The 20305-nt window shown below is 68.1% G+C and carries 16 protein-coding genes and 1 riboswitch; of the genes, 10 read left to right on the forward strand and 6 right to left on the reverse strand.

Annotated features, from left to right (window positions below; translation table 11 throughout):
- Positions 1–64 precede the first annotated feature (64 nt).
- Positions 65–1573, forward strand: a complete 1509-nt coding sequence (locus E3O50_RS11185; RefSeq protein WP_134558041.1) for an FGGY family carbohydrate kinase — start codon at positions 65–67, stop codon at positions 1571–1573.
- A gap of 33 nt (positions 1574–1606) precedes the next feature.
- Here E3O50_RS11185 and E3O50_RS11190 read toward each other — a convergent pair whose 3' ends face one another.
- Complete coding sequence (locus E3O50_RS11190) at positions 1607–2554, reverse strand: aldose 1-epimerase family protein (RefSeq protein ID WP_134558042.1); 948 nt, start codon at positions 2552–2554, stop codon at positions 1607–1609.
- Complete coding sequence (locus E3O50_RS11195) at positions 2551–3609, reverse strand: LacI family DNA-binding transcriptional regulator (protein ID WP_134446825.1); 1059 nt, start codon at positions 3607–3609, stop codon at positions 2551–2553. Before E3O50_RS11195 ends, E3O50_RS11190 begins: the two co-directional genes overlap by 4 nt.
- 268 nt (positions 3610–3877) lie before the next feature.
- Here E3O50_RS11195 and E3O50_RS11200 point away from each other — a divergent pair, with 268 nt between their 5' ends.
- The 8 genes from E3O50_RS11200 to E3O50_RS11235 all read left to right on the forward strand — a co-directional run bounded on the left by E3O50_RS11200 (position 3878) and on the right by E3O50_RS11235 (position 12305).
- Positions 3878–5191, forward strand: a complete 1314-nt coding sequence (locus tag E3O50_RS11200; protein WP_166787286.1) for an extracellular solute-binding protein — start codon at positions 3878–3880, stop codon at positions 5189–5191.
- Between the two features lie 65 nt (positions 5192–5256).
- A complete protein-coding gene (locus E3O50_RS11205; RefSeq protein WP_134558043.1) occupies positions 5257–6216 on the forward strand; it encodes a sugar ABC transporter permease in 960 nt (319 codons plus the stop codon).
- Positions 6213–7133 carry a carbohydrate ABC transporter permease gene (locus tag E3O50_RS11210; RefSeq protein WP_134558044.1) on the forward strand — a complete coding sequence of 307 codons (921 nt, stop codon included), beginning with the start codon at positions 6213–6215 and terminating at the stop codon, positions 7131–7133. The genes E3O50_RS11205 and E3O50_RS11210 overlap by 4 nt, the downstream gene beginning before the upstream one ends.
- A gap of 48 nt (positions 7134–7181) precedes the next feature.
- Positions 7182–8687, forward strand: a complete 1506-nt coding sequence (locus E3O50_RS11215) for an alpha-N-arabinofuranosidase (protein ID WP_134446817.1) — start codon at positions 7182–7184, stop codon at positions 8685–8687.
- A gap of 202 nt (positions 8688–8889) precedes the next feature.
- Positions 8890–9525 (forward strand): LacI family DNA-binding transcriptional regulator, encoded by a 636-nt coding sequence (locus E3O50_RS11220; RefSeq protein ID WP_134446815.1) that lies wholly within the window; start codon positions 8890–8892, stop codon positions 9523–9525.
- 33 nt (positions 9526–9558) lie between these two features.
- Positions 9559–10944 (forward strand): GNAT family N-acetyltransferase, encoded by a 1386-nt coding sequence (locus E3O50_RS11225; RefSeq protein WP_134558045.1) that lies wholly within the window; start codon positions 9559–9561, stop codon positions 10942–10944.
- A gap of 103 nt (positions 10945–11047) precedes the next feature.
- Complete coding sequence (locus E3O50_RS11230) at positions 11048–11935, forward strand: thioredoxin domain-containing protein (protein ID WP_134446811.1); 888 nt, start codon at positions 11048–11050, stop codon at positions 11933–11935.
- A gap of 10 nt (positions 11936–11945) precedes the next feature.
- Positions 11946–12305 carry a CHY zinc finger protein gene (locus E3O50_RS11235; protein WP_241975175.1) on the forward strand — a complete coding sequence of 120 codons (360 nt, stop codon included), beginning with the start codon at positions 11946–11948 and terminating at the stop codon, positions 12303–12305.
- 147 nt (positions 12306–12452) lie between these two features.
- On the opposite strand, the gene E3O50_RS11240 is transcribed toward E3O50_RS11235, so the two are convergent.
- Positions 12453–14693 (reverse strand): UvrD-helicase domain-containing protein, encoded by a 2241-nt coding sequence (locus E3O50_RS11240; protein ID WP_198413582.1) that lies wholly within the window; start codon positions 14691–14693, stop codon positions 12453–12455.
- Between the two features lie 120 nt (positions 14694–14813).
- Positions 14814–14887, forward strand: a riboswitch (cyclic di-GMP riboswitch).
- Positions 14888–14906: 19 nt separating this feature from the next.
- Between E3O50_RS11240 and E3O50_RS11245 the strand changes: the two genes are divergently transcribed.
- Positions 14907–17249, forward strand: a complete 2343-nt coding sequence (locus E3O50_RS11245) for an EAL domain-containing protein (protein WP_134446807.1) — start codon at positions 14907–14909, stop codon at positions 17247–17249.
- 117 nt (positions 17250–17366) lie between these two features.
- On the opposite strand, the gene E3O50_RS11250 is transcribed toward E3O50_RS11245, so the two are convergent.
- Genes E3O50_RS11250 through E3O50_RS11260 form a run of 3 tightly spaced genes read right to left on the reverse strand, consistent with a single transcriptional unit; the run spans position 17367 to position 20257 of the window.
- The gene (locus tag E3O50_RS11250) at positions 17367–18140 is read right to left on the reverse strand and encodes an ATP-binding cassette domain-containing protein (RefSeq protein ID WP_134446805.1); all 774 of its coding nucleotides are present in this window, start codon (positions 18138–18140) and stop codon (positions 17367–17369) included.
- Positions 18140–19204, reverse strand: coding sequence for an ABC transporter permease (locus E3O50_RS11255; protein WP_134446803.1), 1065 nt, complete (start codon positions 19202–19204; stop codon positions 18140–18142). The genes E3O50_RS11250 and E3O50_RS11255 overlap by 1 nt, the downstream gene beginning before the upstream one ends.
- 42 nt (positions 19205–19246) lie before the next feature.
- The gene (locus E3O50_RS11260) at positions 19247–20257 is read right to left on the reverse strand and encodes a substrate-binding domain-containing protein (RefSeq protein ID WP_134446801.1); all 1011 of its coding nucleotides are present in this window, start codon (positions 20255–20257) and stop codon (positions 19247–19249) included.
- Between the last annotated feature and the right edge of the window lie 48 nt (positions 20258–20305).

The following is a 20305-nucleotide window of genomic DNA, read 5'->3' on the forward strand; positions in this document are numbered from 1 at the left end:
GCGCACGCCGCGCCCGCACGTCCTCACTCGCACCCCACCCCCTCTCGAAGCGGAGAATGTAGTCATGTCACTGGTTGCCGGAGTCGATTCCTCGACCCAAAGTTGCAAGGTCGTCGTTCGTGACACGGAAACCGGTGCGCTCGTTCGCAGCGGTCGCGCCGTGCATCCGGAGGGGACCGAGGTCGACCCACAGAAGTGGTGGGAGGCCCTGCAGGCCGCCGTCGCCGACGCCGGCGGACTGGGCGATGTCGCAGCGATCTCGATCGCGGCCCAGCAGCACGGCATGGTCGTCCTCGACATCGACGGCCGCGTTATCCGCCCGGCCCTGCTCTGGAACGACACCCGTAGCGCCCCCGCAGCCGCAGAGCTGATCGACGAGGTCGGCGCCGCCGAATACGCCCAGCGCACCGGCCTCGTGCCGGTCGCGTCGTTCACAGCGACGAAGCTGCGCTGGCTGCGCGACGCCGAACCGGGCAACGCCGCGCGCGTCGCCGCGGTCGCGCTCCCCCATGACTGGCTCACCTGGCGGCTGCGCGGCTTCGGCCCGGCCGACGAGAGCCCTCTCGGCCCCGACCTGACGGCGCTGACCACGGACCGCTCCGATGTGAGCGGCACCGGCTACTGGTCGCCGATCACGGGCGAGTACGACCTCGACCTCTTCGAGCGCGCCCTCGGGCACGCGGCCGTGCTGCCGCGCGTGCTCGGCCCGGGTGAGATCGCCGGAGAGACGGTCGCACTCAGCCTCGCCTCCCCTGACGAATTCGACGGAGATCGTGCCGATTCGACACCTGAGACGACCAGTGCATCGTTCACCGACCTGGAATCCCCGTCGAATTGGGTACCCGCCGGCATCGTCGTCGGCGTCGGCGCCGGCGACAACGCGGGCGCCGCCCTCGGCCTCGGAGCGGGCGACGGCGACGTCATCGTATCGATCGGCACGAGCGGCACCGTCTTCGCGGTGACCGCGACCCCGGCAACGGATGCCACGGGCACGGTCGCGGGGTTCGCCGACGCGAGCGGGCTCTTCCTTCCGCTCGTCGCGACGCTCAACGCCGCGCGCGTGCTCGACGCGGTGCGCGGACTCCTCGGCGTGGACCACGACGAGCTCGGCCGACTCGCCCTCGAGGCGGAGGCCGGCGCGAACGGCCTCGTGCTCCAGCCCTATTTCGAAGGCGAGCGCACCCCGAACCTGCCCAACGCGACCGCGACCCTCTTCGGGCTCACCCTCGCCTCGACCACCCGGCCGAACCTCGCCCGCGCGGCGATCGAAGGCCTGCTCTGCGGGCTCGCCGACGGCCTCGAGGCCGTGCGCGGCCAGGGTGTCGTCGTCTCCCGGGTGCTCCTGATCGGCGGCGCGGCGCAGAACCCGGCCGTCCGCGGCATCGCGGCGGAGCTCTTCGACAACCCCGTCGTCGTTCCGGCCCCTGGCGAGTATGTCGCCGACGGCGCAGCCGTGCAGGCGGCGTGGGCGCTGACGGGAGCGCGACCGGAGTGGCGCATCTCGCTCGCGGCGGAGCCGGCGATCGACTTCCGCCCCGTGATCCGCTCGCAGTACGCCGCCCACCGCGTCTGACCCACCTGCTCCGACCCACCCCCGCCTGCCGGGTCAGAGCGCGCTGATCCGCCAGCTCGCCTCGTGGGTGTCTCCTGGCGCCAGACGAACGAGGTCGATGCCGGAGTTGAACGCGTCAGGAGGGCACGTCATCGGCTCCACCGCGAGGCCGAGCCGGGTGACCCCTGGCAGCGGCAGGTCCGCGGTGTGCACTTGCAGCCACGGGCATTCCGGCCCGAAGCTCATGGCCACACCGCGTCCGTCGGCCTCCCGCAGTTCGAGTGTCGCGCGCCCGCCGGAGTCCTGGATGATGCCCGTGAACGCGTGATCGATCTCCGTCGCACCCAGCACCCGGGGCTCCCGGAAGTCGAAGGCACCGTCGCCGGCCGCGACGTCGACGACTCCGACCGGCAGCAGCCGGTCCGGTGTGACCTCGAGGAACCGGTCGGCCGGAAGCCTGAGCGTCCAGCTGTCCAGCGGGGAATCCCCCGCGCGCAGGTACGGATGCGGGCACACGCCATACGGCGCCGTGCCCGCTCCGGAGTTGCACACCTCGATCGTGGTCGTCAGTCCATCCGCGGCGAGCGCGTACCGGGCCGTGAAGTCGAGCTGGAAGGGATAGCCGGGACCGGCGGGCAGCCTGAGTCCGAGCACGACCTCGCCGGGAGCCTGCGCGAGCAGCCGCCAGGCCCGGTCGAACACGAGCCCGTGCAGCGCGCAGTCCCGCGACGGCTCGTTGACCGGCACGTGCACGGCCACTCCGTCTACCGGGTAGCGACCGTCCGCGATCCGGTTGGGCCAGGGTGCCGCGAGAGCGCCCCGGAAGCCGACCATGGCCTCGTCCCGGTCAAAGCTCACGACCAGGTCGCGCCCCTCGTACTGCAGCAGGCGGAGGCACGCGCCGATCTCGGTCACGACCGCGCGGTAGCCGTGTCCCGCGATCTCGTACTGCTCGCCGCTCGGCGCGGGGTTGGGTCCCGCCGTCGTGGTCTCGCTCGTCATGATTCCTGTCCTCGCTCTTCGGATGCCCCGGGCACGGTCACCGGTTCGCGCGATTCCGAGGACTCACGCTCGATCACCCGGAAGTCGGCCAGGAACTCTCTCGGCGCCTCCGGGGCGGTGGCATTGATCCGTTCGAGCAGCACCCGCACGGCGGTCTCGGCGATCTCTGCCCTCCCGGGATCGACCGTCGAGAGCGTCGGAAGGCTGTACCGGGTCTCGTCGAGATCGTCGAAGCCCATCAGCGCCACGTCCTCCGGGATGCGCAGCCCAGCCTGCTGGAGCACGCGCATGGCGCCGAGGGCCAGGGTGTCGTTGAGTCCGAACACGGCGTCGAACTCCACGCCGGAGGCGAGCAGCTCCCGCGTCGCTGTGGCGCCGTTCGAGCGGTGCCACAGGGTCGTGAACCCGATCAGGGCGGGGTCGAAGGGAATTCCGGCGGCCTCGAGGGCCTCCCGGTACCCGCGCAGGCGCAGGCCGGCCGAGCCGATCACTTCGCCCTCGTGCGCACCGACCACCGCGATCCGGCGCCGTCCCCGCCGGATCAGGTGTTCGGTCGCCGCCCTCGCGGCATCGACGTTGCGCATCGTGACGTGGTCGGTCGGCCCGTTGAAGATCCGCTCCCCGAGCAGCACGAGCGGGTAGCCGACCCGCAGGAAGTCCGCGTCGTCGTTGCCCATGCCGAGAGGGCTGAAGATCAGGCCGTCGGTGAGCTGGCGCCGGGGGCTCGAGAGCAGGCCGATCTCCCGGTCCCGGTCTCCCCCGGTCTGTTCGATCAGGACGGTGACGCCATGGCGCTCCGCCGAGCGGATCACGGCATCCGCGAGCTCGGCGAAGTAGCTCAGGGACAACTCGGGGAGGGCGAGGCCGATCATGCCCGTCCGTCCGGAACGCAGGCTGCGTGCCGAGAGATTGGGGTGGTAGTCGAGCTCGGCGATGGCCTCGAGCACCCGCTGTTTGGTGGCGGGGCGGATGTGGGGGTGATCGTTGATCACGTTGGAGACGGTCTTGATCGAGACTCCGGCGATTTGTGCCACATCGTGCAGTGTTGCCGCCATGGAGCCCCTTCCGATTCGGGCGACGTTCGCAGCAGCGTTCGTCTCCTCGCATAGTACAACGTTGTATGGCAGGCGGTGGGCGGGATCCGGCCTGATCACGGCAGCCTGTGACGATCTGGGTCAGACCGCTTGACAAATCGATGTCCGCCTCGACAGAATCTAGTTACATCGTTTACTTACAACGATGTAAACGATGCGATCGGCTCAGCGGATCCCGTCGCCAATACCGAGACAAGGGTGTCTGCACACCGGGAATGGACCAACACAAGTGAAAAAGATTCTGGCAACGGGGGGCGTCGCCATCATGCTCGCCGCAACGCTCAGCGGCTGCTCAACCGGGGCGGCCGAAGCAAGCTGTCAAAACAAGATCGTCAACTCGGCCGCAACCGTGGTCAACGTCTGGGCGTGGTATCCCGAATTCGAATCGGTCGTCGACCTGTTCAACAACACGCATGACAAGGTGCAGGTCTGCTGGACCAACGTCGGTGCGGGCAATGACGAGTACACCAAGTTCTCGACGGCCATCGAGGCCGGCTCGGGTGCTCCCGATGTCATCATGCTCGAGACCGAGGTCGTGCAGAGCTACATCCCGCGGGACGCCCTCGCCGACCTGACGAGTTACACGGCCGACATCAAGCAGAACTACTCCGAGGGCGCCTGGGCCGACGAGTCCAGCGGGGCAGGCGTCTACGCCATCCCCGTCGACGGCGGACCGGTCGGCATGCTCTATCGCAAGGACATCTTCGACAAGTACGGCATCGCGGTTCCGACGACCTGGGAAGAATACGCGGCCGCCGCGCAGGCCCTCAAGGATGCCGGATCGACCTCGATGATCACCGACTTCGCCGGCAATGGCCGGGCATACCAGCAGGCGCTCTTCGCGCAGGCCGGCTCGATTCCCTATACCGTCGACGGAACGAACGTCACGGTCGACCTGAACGACGCCGCGAGCCTCAAGGTCCTCACCTACTGGCAGGACCTGGTCTCCAAGGGCCTTGTCGGCACAGAGGACGCGTCGACGACCGACTACAACACGCACCTCGTCGACGGCACATACGCTTCGACGATCGCGGCGGCCTGGCTGCCCGGCTACCTCGCCGGGTTCACCGGCGCCGAGAGCGGTGCCGTCTGGCAGGCTGCCCCGATCCCGCAGTGGGCAGGCGAAACGCCCAAGCAGGTCAACATCGGCGGATCGGCCTTCTCGGTGACGAGCCAGGCCAAGGACAAGGATGCCGCCGCGACCGTCGCGAAGGACATCTTCGGAACCGAAGAGGCCTGGAAGCTCGGCATTGAAAAGGCCGCACTCTTCCCGCTCTGGAAGCCGATCCTGACCTCCTCGTACTTCACCGATCGCGCCTACGACTTCTTCGGCGGCCAGCAGATCAACAAGGACGTCTTCCTCGCCGCCGCGAACGACTACAGCGGCTTCCAGGTCAGCCCGTTCCAGAACCTCGCGTACGACAAGCTCACCGAGGCCGTCAACTCGGTCTCGAGCGGTGCCGCCACGCCGGCGGATGCCCTCGCGACGTACCAGAAGGCCGTCACGGAGTACGCGACCTCACAGGGGTACACGGTCAAATAACCCGGACCCACGGTGGTCGGCCGGGCTCACGCACCGGCCGACCACCCGGCCCCTGGAAAGGAACAATGTTGTCCTCAACCATCGAGAGACGCTCCGTCACCACGGACCGTGCTTTCCTGAAAAAACCCGGCCGGCTCGGATCGGGCGTCAGCGCCCGGCGTGCACGCTGGGGGTGGCTCTTCGTGGCCCCCTTCGCCGTCTTCCTGGTGCTCTTCCTCCTCACGCCCCTCGTCTACGCCTTCATCCTCAGTCTGCAGAACAAGACCGTGGCAACGGGCACGCACTGGGTCGGCCTCGACAACTACGCCAAGGCCTTCACCGATCCTCTCTTCCTCGAGGGTGTCTGGCTCGTCGTGCGGTTTTCGATCATCCTGATCCCGATCCAGATGCTCGTCTCGCTCGGCGCTGCCCTGCTGCTCGACTCGATCACGAGCCGGTTCTCCAAGTTCTCACGGCTGATGATCTTCGTTCCCTACGCGGTTCCCGCCGTGATCGGCGCCCTGATGTGGGGCTTCCTCTACAGCCCGAGCTTCGGCCCCGCCGCAGAGGTCGCCGGCTGGTTCGGCCTCAACGCGCCGCAGTTGCTGTCGCCGGACAACATCTTCGGCAGCCTCGTGAACGTCGTGACCTGGCAGTGGGCCGGCTACTACATGATCATCATCTACGCGGCGCTCCAGGGCATCGACACCTCGATCTATGAGGCGGCCAAGATCGACGGCGCCAACGCCTGGCAGACCGCGCTCCGGATCAAGATCCCGATGATCTCGTCCTCGCTCGTCCTGATCCTGGTCTTCGCCCTGATCGGAACCCTACAGTTCTTCACGGAGCCCCAGATCCTGCGGAGCATGGCGTCGGGATCGATCACCGCCTCGTACACGCCGAACATCTACGCATACACGCTCGCGTTCTCCTATTCGCAATTCAACTACGCCTCGGCGATCTCGTTCGCCCTCGGGCTCGTCGTCTTCGTGGGCTCCTATATCTTCCTGCACTTCACCCGTAAAAAGAGCGGACTGAACTCATGACCGTGCTCGTTTCGACCACCTCACCGCGACCGGAGAAGCGGCGGTCCCATGCCTCCCGCGAGGCCAGCCGGGCCGGCGGGCGTCGCGTCCTGCCGCACCTCGTCCTCGTCGGCCTCATCCTCTATTTCGCGCTTCCGTTCTGGTGGCTCATCGTCGCGAGCACCAAGGACCAGGCGACGCTCTTCAGCGGCGACACGAGCCCGCTCTGGTTCGGGAAGTTCAACCTGATCGACAACATCCAGCAGTTGTTCACGTACTCGAACGGGCTGTACTGGCACTGGCTCGGCAACTCGTTCCTCTACGCCCTCACCGGCGGCATCGGCGCGACCGTCATCTCGGTGCTCGCCGGCTACGGCTTCGCGCAGTACCGCTTCGCCGGGCGCACCCCGTTCTTCGCCCTGGTGCTCGGTTCGGTCATGGTCCCCGCGACGGCCCTCGTCATCCCGATGTTCGTGATGTTCAGCGCGACCCACCTGACGAACACGATGTGGGCGGTGATCCTGCCGTCCATGCTCAATCCCTTCGGCGTTTACCTGATGCGGGTCTACACCCAGGATGCGATCCCGGACGAGATGATCGACGCCGCAAGGATGGACGGGGCCGGCGAGTTGCGGATCTTCTTCCGCGTCGCACTCCCCCTGCTCCGCCCGGCCCTCGTCACCGTGCTGCTGCTCAGCGTCGTCGGCACCTGGAACAACTATTTCCTGCCGCTCGTGATGTTCTCCAACCCGAACCTGTTCCCCGTCACGGTCGGGCTCGGCGCCCTGCAGACCCAGGCCGGCGTCAACACCGGCGGGCAGTCGCTCTGGACCATCGTCATCGTCGGAGCACTGGTCTCCGTGATCCCGCTCATCATCGCCTTCCTCACGCTGCAGAAGTACTGGCAGGGCGGGCTCTCCCTCGGCAGCGTCAAGTAAGCATCCGCACCTCTTCCACCCATCTCGATTCCAAAGGACTTTCCTCGCGTGACACAGGCAACAATCGTCATCGACCGCTCAGCCGTCGTGGCACCCATCAACCGCCGGATCTTCGGTTCCTTCGTCGAACATCTCGGCCGGTGCGTGTATGACGGCATCTATGAACCCGGCCACCCGACCGCCAACGCCGACGGGTTCCGGCTCGACGTCGTCGACCTCGTCAAGGAGCTCGGCTCGACGACCATCCGCTACCCCGGCGGCAACTTCGTCTCCGGGTACAAGTGGGAGGACGGCGTCGGACCGCGCGCGGACCGACCGGTGCGCCGAGACCTCGCCTGGCACTCGCTCGAGAGCAACCAGGTCGGCCTCGAGGAGTTCGCCCGCTGGTGCGCCCTGACGGACTCCGAGCTGATGATGGCCGTCAACCTCGGCACCCGCGGCATCGACGCCGCCCTCGACCTTCTCGAATACGCCAACCAGCCCGACGGGACCGCGCTCAGCGAGCAACGAATCCGGAACGGCGCGGTCGAGCCGTACGACATCCGGATGTGGTGCCTCGGCAACGAGATGGACGGACCCTGGCAGATCGGCCATATGTCTGCCGACGACTACGGGAAGATCGCGGCTCGCACCGCATCCGCCATGAAGACCGCGGACAAGAGCCTCGAGCTCGTCGTCTGCGGCTCCTCCGGTTCTGCGATGCCGACCTTCGGGGAGTGGGAGCGGGTCGTGCTCGAGCACAGCTACGAGTACGTCGACTACGTCTCCTGCCACGCCTATTACCAGGAGCGCAAGGGAGACCTCGCTTCGTACCTCGCGTCCTCCCTCGAGATGACCTATTTCATCGAGACGGTGAAGGCCACGGCGGACCACGTCAAGTACAAGCTCCGCAGCGAGAAGACCATCCAGCTCTCCTTCGACGAGTGGAACATCTGGTACCTCGACGAGCACCAGGCCTCGGAGGAGGTCAACGAGGAGTGGCGCCACGCGCCGCGGCAGCTCGAGGACGTCTACTCCGTCGCCGACGCCGTCGTGCTCGGCAACCTGCTGATCACGCTCCTGCAGAACCACGACAGGGTCGGATCCGCTTCTCTCGCGCAGCTCGTCAACGTCATCGCGCCGATCATGACCGAGCCGGGCGGGGCGAGCTGGCGCCAGACCACGTTCTTCCCGTTTTCGGTGACCTCGAGGCTCGCCCGCGGCGTCGTGCTGAAGCCCCGGATCGATGCCGGGACCTATGACACGGCCCTCTACGGTGCAGCGCCCCTCGTCGACGCCGTCGCGACCTTCGATGCCGAGACGGGCGCATCCGCCGTCTTCCTCGTGAACCGCAGCCAGACGGAGTCGATCGAGGTGTCGATCGACGTCTCCGGCCTCGACGCGACGCTCCTCACCGAAGCGGTCACCCTGCACGATGCGGATGTCTACGCCAGGAACACACTCGCCGACCAGAATCGGGTCGGCCTGAAGCCCCTCGACGGCGTGCTGCTCACCGAAGGGGTCCTCACCGTCATCCTGCCGCCGGTCTCGTGGTCGGCACTCGCGCTGAACTAGGTTCCGAACGCCCGGCAGCCACTGCCGGCAGGCAGAATTCCCCCCGGTCGCCCCGCAACCGGGGGGAATTCCCGGTTCCGCAGGAGAGTCTCAGGCCCGCACACGCCTTCCCCGTGCCCGGCGTGCCACAATGACAAGCACCTGCCGAACCGCGACCCGAACCGCGAACCGGCCCGCCAGTCCCCAGGAAGGGGATGGACCGATGAGTCCGTCATCCAGGCTACCCACCCTGCTCGACGTGGCCACCGCGGCTGGCGTGTCCCTCGCCACCGCGTCGCGCGCCCTGAACGGCAGCACCCGCACCGTCAACGGGGACTACCGCGACCGGGTCTTCACGGCCGCTGCCCAGCTCGGCTACACTCCCAACCTCTCGGCGCAGGCCGTTGCCACGGGAAGCACCCGGACGGTCGCCCTTGTCGTCACCGACATCGCGGACCCGCGCGACGCATTCCTGGCATCCGGCGTGATCGACGCGGCAGCGGATGCCGGACTCACCGTCACGGTGACCGTCACGGCCGGCGATCCCGACCGTGAACTCGCACTCGTCCGATCCCTGCGCGGGCAGCGCCCCCGGATCCTGATCCTCGCCGGACCGCCGTCCCCCGATGACACGGACGGCACTCCGCTCACGGACGAGCTGCGCTCCTTCGAGGCCGGCGGCGGCCGGGTGATCGTACTCGGCGAGCGTTCCCTCGGCTTCGCGACCGTGCCACGCGGCGAGATCGGCTCCGAGGCGGGGCCGGAGTCCCTCGCCGCCATCGGCCGCGCGGCCGTCGCACGAGCGCTCGTCCCTCCGGTCCCCGGGCCCGGGACGCCAGCCGCGACCGTCGCGAGCTGACTCCGGCCGGTCCCCGGCCAGTACAGTAGGGCCGTGAACGACTACACGGCACCCGACTTCGCACGCACGCCCATCGACGAGGAATCGGCGGCCGTGCTCGCGATCGGCGGCCTCGAACTGCGCCTGATCGACGCCGCAGACACCGAGGCCCGGCGACACTGGCACCGCGCGACAGCGCGCGGCTTCCACGAGGGCGCGCCCGACGACAACGAACTTGTCCGCCGCCTGGCGAACACCGCAGGGGATCGCGTGACGGCCGTCCTCGACGCGACCGCTGCCGATCCGCTCACCCCGGTCGCGACGGTGCGGTCCTGGCCGATGGGCCTGAGCGTCCCCGGCGGCGGCACGCTGCCCGCCTGGGCGATCAGCTCGGTCACCGTCTCGCCGACGCACCGCCGCAGAGGCCTCGCCCGCGCCCTGCTCACCGCCGAGCTCCGCACCGCGCACGGGCTCGGCCTGCCACTCGCCATGCTCACCGTGTCGGAGGCCACTATCTACGCGCGATACGGGTTCGGGCCGGCCGCGCACCAGGCAAGCATCACCATCACCACCGGCGACGCCCGGCCGGCCCCGGCAGCCCCGACGGACATGGGGCGGCTGCACTTCGTCTCCCCCGAATCGCTGCGCCACGACGCCCCGGCGATCTTCGAAGCCGCCAGAAGGCGCGGCGCCGGTGACGTCGACCGTCGCGACAGCCTCTGGGACCAGATCCTCGGACTCACGACCCCCGCGTTGGCCGAGCCGTCCGAGGCGGCAGCCCCGACCCCGACGACCGCCGCCACCCCGACGCGGCAGACGGTGCGCTTCGACGACCCGACCGGCCGACCGAAGGGATTCGCGGTCTACAGCGTCACGCTCGAGGGCGACGCCTACCCTGGTCGGCTCGACGTCGTCGACCTGGTCGCGGCGACCGACGCGGCATACACAGCACTCTGGCGCTTCCTGCTCGACCTCGACCTCATCGGAGAGGTCTCCGCCCCGCTCCGGAGTACCGCGGAGCCCCTCGTCTGGCAGCTCGAGAACCCGCGGGCCGTGCGCGCCTCCGCCGAACGCGACCACCTCTGGCTGCGCCTCCTCGACGTGCCTGCCGCACTCGAGCACCGCCGATACGCCGCACCCGGCGTCTTCCTCCTCGATGTCTCCGACGACCTCGGCATCGCAGGGGGCGAGTTCCTGCTCACTGTCTCTCCAGACGGTGCCGGCTCGGCGCATCCGCTCGCCGCGGGCGAGGCCACCCCGGCGGGAGCGGCCCACCTCAGCCTCTCGGTCGCCGCCCTCTCCGCCCTGTACCTGGGCGGCCCGAGCGCCGTCGTGCTGAGCCGCGCCGGCAGAGTCACCGAGCACACGGAGGATGCCGCGACGCAGGTCGACGCCGCATTCCGCTCAGGGCAGCCGCCGCACCTCAGCACCTGGTTCTAACCCTCCTCACAGCTGGCTCCCAGCCCGATGGCACGGGGCGTGGAGGTGGACGGCCTAACCTAGATTCGATAAGTCACTCGCGACGAAACGGTGTACAGGGTCTATGAACAGCAACCTCCCCGGCAAAGGCACGCCCCCGAAGAAGGACCGCCGCGATGCGGCACGGGAGAGCGCCCGCTTGATGCGTGAAGCCCAGCAGAAGAAGGACAAGCGAAACAAGCTGTTCCTGCGAGGCGGCATCGGTGCCGGACTGGTTGCGATCGCCGTCGTCGTCGCCCTCGTCATCGTGAACAGCAACGGCCCCGCGGCCGCCGGCCCGCTGAACATGGCCAGCGATGGGGTCCTGCTCACCGGCGACGGAACGACCATCACCGCCGTCCCGACGGCCGCCCTCGCCGCGGACGCCACGCCGGTCGCGACCGACCAGACCAAGCTCACGAGCACTGCGAACATCGTCGTCTACGCCGATTACCTGTGCCCCTATTGCGGCCAGTTCGAGACCACCAACGGCACCGCGATCAACTCCTGGGTCACCGCGGGCAACGCGACGCTCGAGTACCACCCGATCTCCATCCTCGACGCCAACTCGGCCGGGACGAAGTACTCGACCCGGGCAGCGAACGCCGCCGTGTGCGTGGCCAACTACCAGCCCGCCGCATTCCCGGCCGTCAACGCCGCCCTGTTCGCCCAGCAACCCGCTGAGAGCACCGCCGGCCTGACGGATCAGGAACTTGTGAGCCTGGTCACGACCGCGGGAGCCACGGACGCCGGCATCACGAAGTGCATCACTGACGGTGCCTTCAAGTCCTGGGTCGGCAATGCGACCAAGCGCGCCCTCGCCGGCCCGCTGCCCAACTCGACGACCCTCACCAAGGTCGCCGGAACCCCGACCGTGCTCGTCAACGGCGTCGCCTACACCGGCTCCCTGACCGACGCGACGGTGTTCTCCACCTTCGTCCAGGACCAGGTCACCGCAGCCGCCAAGAAGTAGGCGGCCGCTGGTGCAGCCACCGGGCCGAAAACAGCTGGGCACGACCGACCTCGAGGTGTTCGGCGAGACGGTCGACGACGAGACGCGGTGCGTTCACTACAACACGGCGGCGGATGTCGTCGCGATCCGGTTCTACTGCTGCCGCCGGTTCTACCCCTGCCACCTCTGCCACGCCGCCGCGGCCGATCATGCCGCGCGGCAGTGGCCGGTCGCGCTCTGGGCGGAGCAGGCGATCCTCTGCGGAGCCTGCCTCCGCACCCTGAGCATCACCGACTACCGTGCCGCGACACGCTGCCCGCACTGCGCGGCGCCCTTCAACGACGGATGCCGGGCGCACGCCCACCTCTACTTCGAGGCGCCCAGCCCCTGACCCCGCCGCCTCGCCCGCCCGGCGCGGTCCCGTCCCGTCCTTCCGCGAGAGCGCACTTTTGGCCCCTAAACCCGTGGTTTAAGGGCCAAAAGTGCACTCTCGCGGAACTTCACGGGCGGCGCGAAGGTGGGGCTCAGCGGGCGAGGGTCAGCGGGTGAGGCCGGCGGGCAGCGCGGAGTTCAGGTCGGCGACGAGGTAGAGGCGTTGCGTCGCGCGGGTCATGGCGACGTACAGCGATCCGGCCCCGCGCTCCGAGGCGGCCACGATGCCTGCAGGATCCACGACGATCACGGCGTCGAACTCGAGGCCCTTCGCGTCGCGAGGCCCAAGGAGTGCGATCTCCCTGCCGAGCCCGAGGGCGCCGAGACCTACACGGTCCCCGAACTCCGCCGAGAGCTCCGCCCCGACGGCCTCAAGCGCCGCATCGGCAGCGATCACGGCGAGGGTACCGCCCGCACGCAGCGCGCGCTCGCGGTGAACCGCTGCCGCGACATCCGCTTCGACGGTTATCGGCCACTCACTCGCGCGAACCGCCCGCGAGGGCGTCACCGGCAGCCCGTGCGCGATCGCCATCTCCTCGGCGGCGGTCGCGATCTGGCGGGGTGTGCGATAGTTCACGGTCAGTTCCTCGAGGCGCCAGCGCCCGGCCTCGAGGGAGGCGTCGAGGATGGGCGCGAGCGCCTCCTTCCAGCTGCCGGATGCTGAGGCGGATGCGGCCTGCGCGATATCGCCGACGACCGTGAACGACCGGCGCGGCCCCCGGCGCAGCAGCAGCCGCCACTGCATCGGCGAGAGTTCCTGCGCCTCGTCGACGACGACGTGGCCGTATGTCCAGGTGCGGTCGACGGCCGCACGCTCGGCGGTCGTGGCCCGGTCGCCGAGCTCGGCGAAGTTGTCTGCCAGGGCGCGCGCGTTGATGAGACCCTTCACGTCCATGTTCGCGATTGCGAGTTCGGCATTCTCGATGTCGCGTTTGCGCTGTTCCTTCTGCTCGCGCTTCTGGGCGGCGTCGACGACGTTGTACTCGCCGAGGTGCTCGGCCGCCTCATCGAGCAGCGGGATATCGGCGATCGTGAACTCGGCGTCCCTGGCCCGGTGCAGGAGCGCCCTCTGCTCCGCACTCCAGCCCGGGGTGAGCTCGGCGAGCCATTGCGGGCGTGCGTAGAGATCCTGCACGAGCTTCTCGGGGGTGAGCGGCAGCCACGCGGTGTTGAGCGCGACGCGCACGTCCTGGGCGAGCCGCAGGTCTTCGCGCAGCATCGGCAGGTCGGACTCGTCCATCGAGGCGCCGCCCTGCTGCAGCTGGCGCAGCCAGTCGCGCGCGAGCGCGCCGATCGCGGTCTTCACGAAGGTGACCCTCGCGAGGTTGTGCGGCTTGCCGCCCTCGCGCGCCTTGGCGATCGCGTTCGCCACGAGCTGCGGGGCCAGGGTGATCTTGTCGCCGTTGACCTCGAGCTGACGGGTCCCCACCGGGATCCGCTGCCTGGAGCGCACCGCATGGGCGATGAGCGCGGCCATGAAAGCCTGGCCCTTGAGCGCCGCGACGGCGGGGACGTCCTCGCGGGTCGCCTCGACGCCCGAATACAGCTGTCCAACGCTTGAGAGAACCACCCCGGTCTCGCCGAGCGACGGCAGCACCGCCTCGATGTACTGCAGGAACGAGCGGGACGGCCCCACGATGAGCACCCCGTTGTGCTTCAGGCGATCGCGATGCGTGTAGAGCAGGTACGCCGCACGGTGCAGCGCGACGGCGGTCTTCCCCGTGCCCGGCCCGCCCTGGACGACGAGCACTCCGGCGAGGTCAGAGCGGATGATCCGGTCCTGTTCCGCCTGGATGGTCGCGACGATGTCGGGCATGTGCCCGGTGCGCTGGGCGGTCAGCGCGGAGAGCAACGCTCCCTCCCCCTGATGTTCTGAGGGTTCTCCGCCGAGGCGTTCGGCGTCGAGGATCTCGTCCTCGATCCGGATGATGGTCCGCCCCCTGGACTGCAGGTGGCGCCTGGCCCTGGCTCCCAGCGGGGTCGCGGCCGTCGCCTGGTAGAACGCGCTCGCCTGCGGCACCCGCCAGTCGAGCAGCATCGGCTGCAAGTCTTCGTCGCGCAGCCCGACCCTGCCGATGTAGCGGAACACGGAGTCGCCGCTCGCGTCGTCCGCGGCCAGTTCGAGCCGGCCGAACGCCAGCCGGTCGTCGATCTCCCGCAACTGCACGATCCGGTCCTCGTAGAGGCGCGCAAAGGTGTCCCGCTCGGAGCGGGTCTGATGATTTCCGCCGACGTCGAGCAACCGCACCGCCGTCAGCTGGTCCTCGGCCTCCCGTTGCAGCGCGTCCAGACGCGCGTACAGCGTTGCCACGTAGTTCTGTTCCCGTTCAAGCTCCAGGTCGACCACCGAAACACCCCTCAAATCCGACATTCGAGTTTACCCGACACGGATGGGTGCTCCTTCCGGCCAGGCCCCCCGAACGCGGAGGCTAGGCTGGCCCTGTGTGAAAACGCTTCAAATATTGCGGTCTCATACAGGCACACCCGTCGAAAGGCGGGGTCGCAAAGGCACGGGACCTTCGGGTTCGCCGGCCTACACACTGACAGGACCCGGCCTCGCATGACCGCGATACAACAACATCACTTCTTCACCGCGCTGTGGAATCCGTTCCGCCGCCCGGATTGCATGACGGAGGGCACCCGGTGGCTCTTCACGTGGTTCGCGGTGGCCTCAGTTCTGCTCACCGTTCCGATCATCGTCGCCTCGGACACCAACGGAGTTCTCCTGGTCGCGCTCACGGCCGCGGTCGCCCTGATCGCCTCGTGGTGTTCCGCGTTCATCCTCAGAAGGATTCCGCTCGCACTCGACCTGATCGACTTCGTCGCGTTCGTGGCGCTCGCACTGACACTGCCCGACCCGATGATCGTCCTCGGGGTCATGTTCGGGGCCATCTGGTTGCGCGGACTCTACGGTTCCACGGCGAGGTCATTCATCCGCTGCTCGCTGTATTCGCTTGCACTCGTCATCACGGTCGTGCTGTGGGTTCCGGTCAACGGGTCCGCAGCGATGACGCCACCGGTGGTGGTGCTCGGCACTATTCCGACCCTGTTCCTCACCGTCGTGATCGTGCGGCAACTGAGCATGGTGCTGGTCTCCCGCGAACAGTCGATGCGACGCGACCGTGAGCTTTCGGCGACTGGAACCCTGCTCCTCGGAGTCATCGACGAGGCGGATATCTTGGTCATCGGCTGGGCTGCGACGCAGGAACTCTGCCTCGCCACCCCCGGACTGCGCGTCCTGCGGGTCATGCGCGACGGCCCTGTCCTGCGCGTCGACGGCGCGACCGGCCAGTTCGACTCGCTGCCTGCGCAACTGCCCGGCACCGTCATCACGTCTGCCTCCAATGGAAAAGACGCCAGCGCGACCGACGTCGACTCCCTCCCACTCGATGCAGCCGTCGGCACCCCCCTGGCGTGGGCCTGCCTCGCCTCGAATGCCCAGGCGAATACGTGGATTCTTGTGGGAGCCCCCGGCACGATCCCGGCGGAGGCCCTCGTTTCGGTCCGGGCGCTCTCCAACCAGGTCTCGCTCGCCCTCCGCAACAGTACGGTCCAGGGGGAGCTCACGGTCCAGGTCAGTTCGGACCCGCTTACCGGTCTCAACAACCGTGCGTCGTTCATGGCCAAGCTCACCGCGATCCTGGGCACGGTAGACGATGCCAGCGGCGTCCACATCTTCTTCCTCGATCTCGACGATTTCAAGGACGTCAACGACCTTCTCGGACACCGGGCCGGAAACGAACTCCTCATCGAGGTCGCCGAGCGGATGCGGTCAAACACCGGGAGCAATGCCATCTGCGCCAGGCTCGGTGGCGACGAGTTCGCCATCATCCTGGCCGGCAAGAGTGATTCCGATGCCCTCTGCATCGCCACAGCCCTGGGCAGGTCGATCGCCGAACCGGTGACCCTCGAGCGGAACACCGCGCAGGTCGGCGTCAGCATCGGCATCGCCACAGCAGCAGCAGGGATCGACATCGAGGATCTGGTGCACCAGGCGGACGTGGCGATGTACGCGGCGAAGGCCAATGGCAAGAACCGCGTCCAGGTCTTCGAGCCTGGCCTCCTCCGCGTGGACAATCCCAGGGTCACCTTCGAATGGCAGCTCGCGGCCGCGGCGGCCGCCGACGAGCTCGTCGTGCACTACCAGCCCATCCTCGATCTCCCCGGGCTGCAGTGCACCGCCGTCGAGGCCCTCGTCCGCTGGCAACACCCGGAACGCGGCCTGCTCTTCCCCGGTGACTTCATCGACATCGCCGAGCGGACCGGAGCGATCATCGGTATCGGCGCTTTCGTGATGCGACGCGCCTGCCTCGACGCCGCGGCATGGCGGACGGCCAATCCTGGAGCGCCGATGGCCGTGCACGTGAACGTTTCGGCCCACGAGCTCGACCGCGAGGGGTTCGTCGACTCGATCATCGGCTGCCTGGCCGACACCGGGACCCTCGCGAAGGATCTCATCATCGAACTCACCGAGACCGTCGTACTGGACTCCCCCGCCGCGATCGGTCGCCTCCGCGCGATCGGAGCGCTCGGCGTCGGGATCGCAATCGACGACTTCGGCACGGGCTATGCCTCCCTGACGTCATTGCGCGCGCTCCCCGTCGACATCGTGAAGATCGACATGAGTTTCGTCGCCGGCGCGGTGTCCAATCCCTTCGACCGCTCCGTCATCGAGGCGATCGTTCGGCTGTGCGCCCAGCTCGGCGTCGCGACGGTCGCAGAGGGCGTTGAGCGGCTTGACCAGCAACGTCTCCTCGAGGCCCTCGGCACGGGTGGGGTGCAGGGCTACCTCTATTCGCGTCCCCTGTCCGCCGCCGACCTGACCGCCTGGCTGGAGGCCAATCGCGCCGCAGCGGGCGGGGCGGAAACGGATGTCGGGGGTTTGCTCCGCACGAGCGTCTGAGACCAGCGCGCACGGTCTCAGGACACGAAGACGGCCCCCGGGCGGAGCACTGCGAGTGTCTGCAGTGCGCCGCCAGGGGGCTGCTTCGTTTGATTCCCGGAGCGTCCGACCGGCGGGTCAGTCGCCCTCGACCCTGACCGTCTGGATGGTTCCGGTGAGCACACCGATCAGGCGATCCCCGTCGAATTCCGAGGTGGGGGCATCCATGACGATCTTGCCGAGCCGCAGCACGACGACCCGGTCGGTGACCTCGAGCACATGAGGCAGGGTGTGCGAGATGAAGATCACGCCGAGCCCCTTCGCCTTCGCGGCCTTGATGACATGCAGCACCTCGCCGGCCTGCCGTGCACCGAGGTGGTTGGTCGGCTCGTCGAGGATGATCACGCGGCGCGCCCACGCCACGGCGCGGCCGATCGCCACGGCCTGGCGCTGACCGCCGGAAAGCTGGGACACCGGGCGGTCGGATGCCGGAACGGCGATCCCGACGCGCTCGAGGTCCTCGTGGGCGTCGTGCTCCATCTCCTTGCGGGCCAGGAAGCCCATCGTGCCGAAGATTCCCTTGACGGTCTTCTCCCGGCCGAGGAACACGTTCTGCGACACCGTCAGGTGCGGGGCGAGCCCCGAGTCCTGGTAGAGGGTTTCGACGCCGGCCTCGAGCGCCTCCCGGGGCGAACCCCAGGTGCGCTCGACGCCGTCGAGGTAGATCTTCCCGCCGTTGGGCTGGTGAGCCCCCGAGAGGACCTTGACGAGCGTCGACTTGCCCGCGCCGTTGTCGCCGACCAGGCCGAGCACCTCGCCGGCGTGCAGCTTGAGGCTCGCACCATCGAGGGCGACGACCGACCCGTAGCGCTTGGAGACGTTCTTGACTTCGTAGATCACTTCGCCGGTCATTATTTTCTTCCGTTCTTGCTCTGCAGCGTCTGCGCAGCGACGGCCGCGGCGATCAGGATGGCCACGACGACCTTCTTCCAGTCGGGTGCGACGCCGACCATGATCAGGCCGGACTGCACCGTGAAGAGGATGAGCGCACCGAGCACGGTGCCCCAGATCCGGCCGATGCCCCCCATCAGGGATGCGCCGCCGATGACGACCGCGGCGATGGCGTCGAGTTCACGCCCCGTTCCCGATGACGGCGAGCCGGCACCGAGGCGCAGGTAGACGTACATCCCGGCGAGGCCCGCCAGGGCCCCGGAGAGCGCGTAGACCAACGTCAGGTGTCGTTCGACGTTGATGCCCGCGCCGCGGGCAGCGAAGGTGTTCGAGCCGATCGCGTAGGTGTAGAGGCCGAACCGCGCCTTGTGCAGGAACAGGCCGGCGATGGTCACCACGACGATCACGACGATCAAGGCCCACGACAACGGGTTCACCTTCGGGTCCATCGCGGCGATGAGGTCGAAGTTGTTGGCCGAGCCGATGGGCTGCCCGCTCGAGATGATCACGGAGAGCCCGAGGGCGGCCCCCATCGTCGACAGGGTCGCGATGAACGGGACGATCCGGAGCTTGTTGATCAGGAAGGCGTTGGTCAGGCCCACGAGGAGCCCCACTCCCACCGACACCAGGGTGCCGATGAGGAGCGGGCCCGACGCGTCCGCGCCGGACACCGTCTGGTCGACCTTGAGGACGTTCGCCATCGTCCAGGCCGACACGACTCCGCTGAGACCGATGACGGCCCCGACCGAGAGGTCGATTCCACCGCTGATCACGACGAAGGTCTGGCCAACTGCAATCAGGACGACCGATCCCCAGTCTGTGAGGATGTTGCTGGCGGTCAGTGCGGAGAAGAACTTGGGCTCCAGCACCGAGAAGACGACGACGAGGAGGACCATCACGCCGATCAGGATGGTGCTCTGGTTCGACGCGAGGGTGCTGATCCGCGCCGTGAGAGCGAGCGGAACCGGCTTCTGTTCCGCCGGAACGCCCGGTTTCCGCGCAGTGGTTTGATTGCTGTTGGTCATGATGACTCCCTGGCTCTTTTCGTGAAGTACGGGAAGCGTCAGTTACTTGACGTAGGTGTACTTGGCGAAGTCAGCGTCAGAGGTCTTGGAGTCGAGGACGACGTTGGGGATGACGACCTCGTGCTCGGTCGCCGTCTTGCCGGTGTTGATGAATTCGACGAGGGTCTTGATGGCCAGGCGAGCCTCGGCGGCCGGGTCCTGGGCGACGAGGGCAGTGAAGATGCCCGACTTGATCTTGGCGACGTTGTCCGGGTATGCGTCGTAGCCGACGAGGCCGATCTTGCCGCTGAGGCCCTTCGACTCGAGCGCGGCGGCCGCGCCGGAGGCGTTCGTGCCGTCGATCGCGAAGATGCCGTTCAGGTCCGGGTACTTGGTCAGCCAGTTGCTCACGTTCGTGGCAGCCGTCTCCGGGTTGGACTCGGAGTAGGCGACGTCGACGATTTCCACGCCGGGGTACTTCGCGGCGACCTGGGCCTTGAAGCCGTCGAGGCGGCTCACGTTGGTCGTGGCGGTGGCACTGGTGAGTCCGACGACGACCTTGTACGAGCCGCCGGACTTGTAGCCGATCTGGGTCGCGAGCGCGTCGGCGGCCTTGGAACCGCCGTCGGCGTTGTCGCCGGTGATGAAGCTGACGACGTCCTTGAGGTCGGAGACGTGGGTGTCGACGTTGACGACGGGGATGCCGGCCGCTGTGGCCTTGGCAACCGAGGCCTGCAGGGCCTTCGGGTCGGTCGGGATGAGCACGAGGCCGGTGGGCTGCTGGGCGAGCACGGCGTCGACGATCGGGATCTGCGTTTCGGCGGAGTACTTGGCCGGGTCGCCCTGCCAGATGAGCTTGACGCCCTGGGCCTTGGCCTCCTCCTCGGCGCCGACCTTCATGGCCTGGAAGAACGGGTCGGACTCTGCGCCCATCACGAAGGCGATGGTGATGTCCTTCTTTTCGGTCGCCGTGGTCGCGCTTCCCGTGCTCGCGGTTGTCGAGCACGCGGCCAATGACATGGCGAATGCGGCTACGACGCCGACGGTGGTGATCGCTCGGAACGAACGCTTCATGGAGGTCTCCTTTGACACATAGGTGCACTGCAATTGCGACTGCACACG

This window comes from Cryobacterium sp. MDB1-18-1 (assembly GCF_004402735.1).
Lineage (GTDB): Bacteria > Actinomycetota > Actinomycetes > Actinomycetales > Microbacteriaceae > Cryobacterium > Cryobacterium glucosi.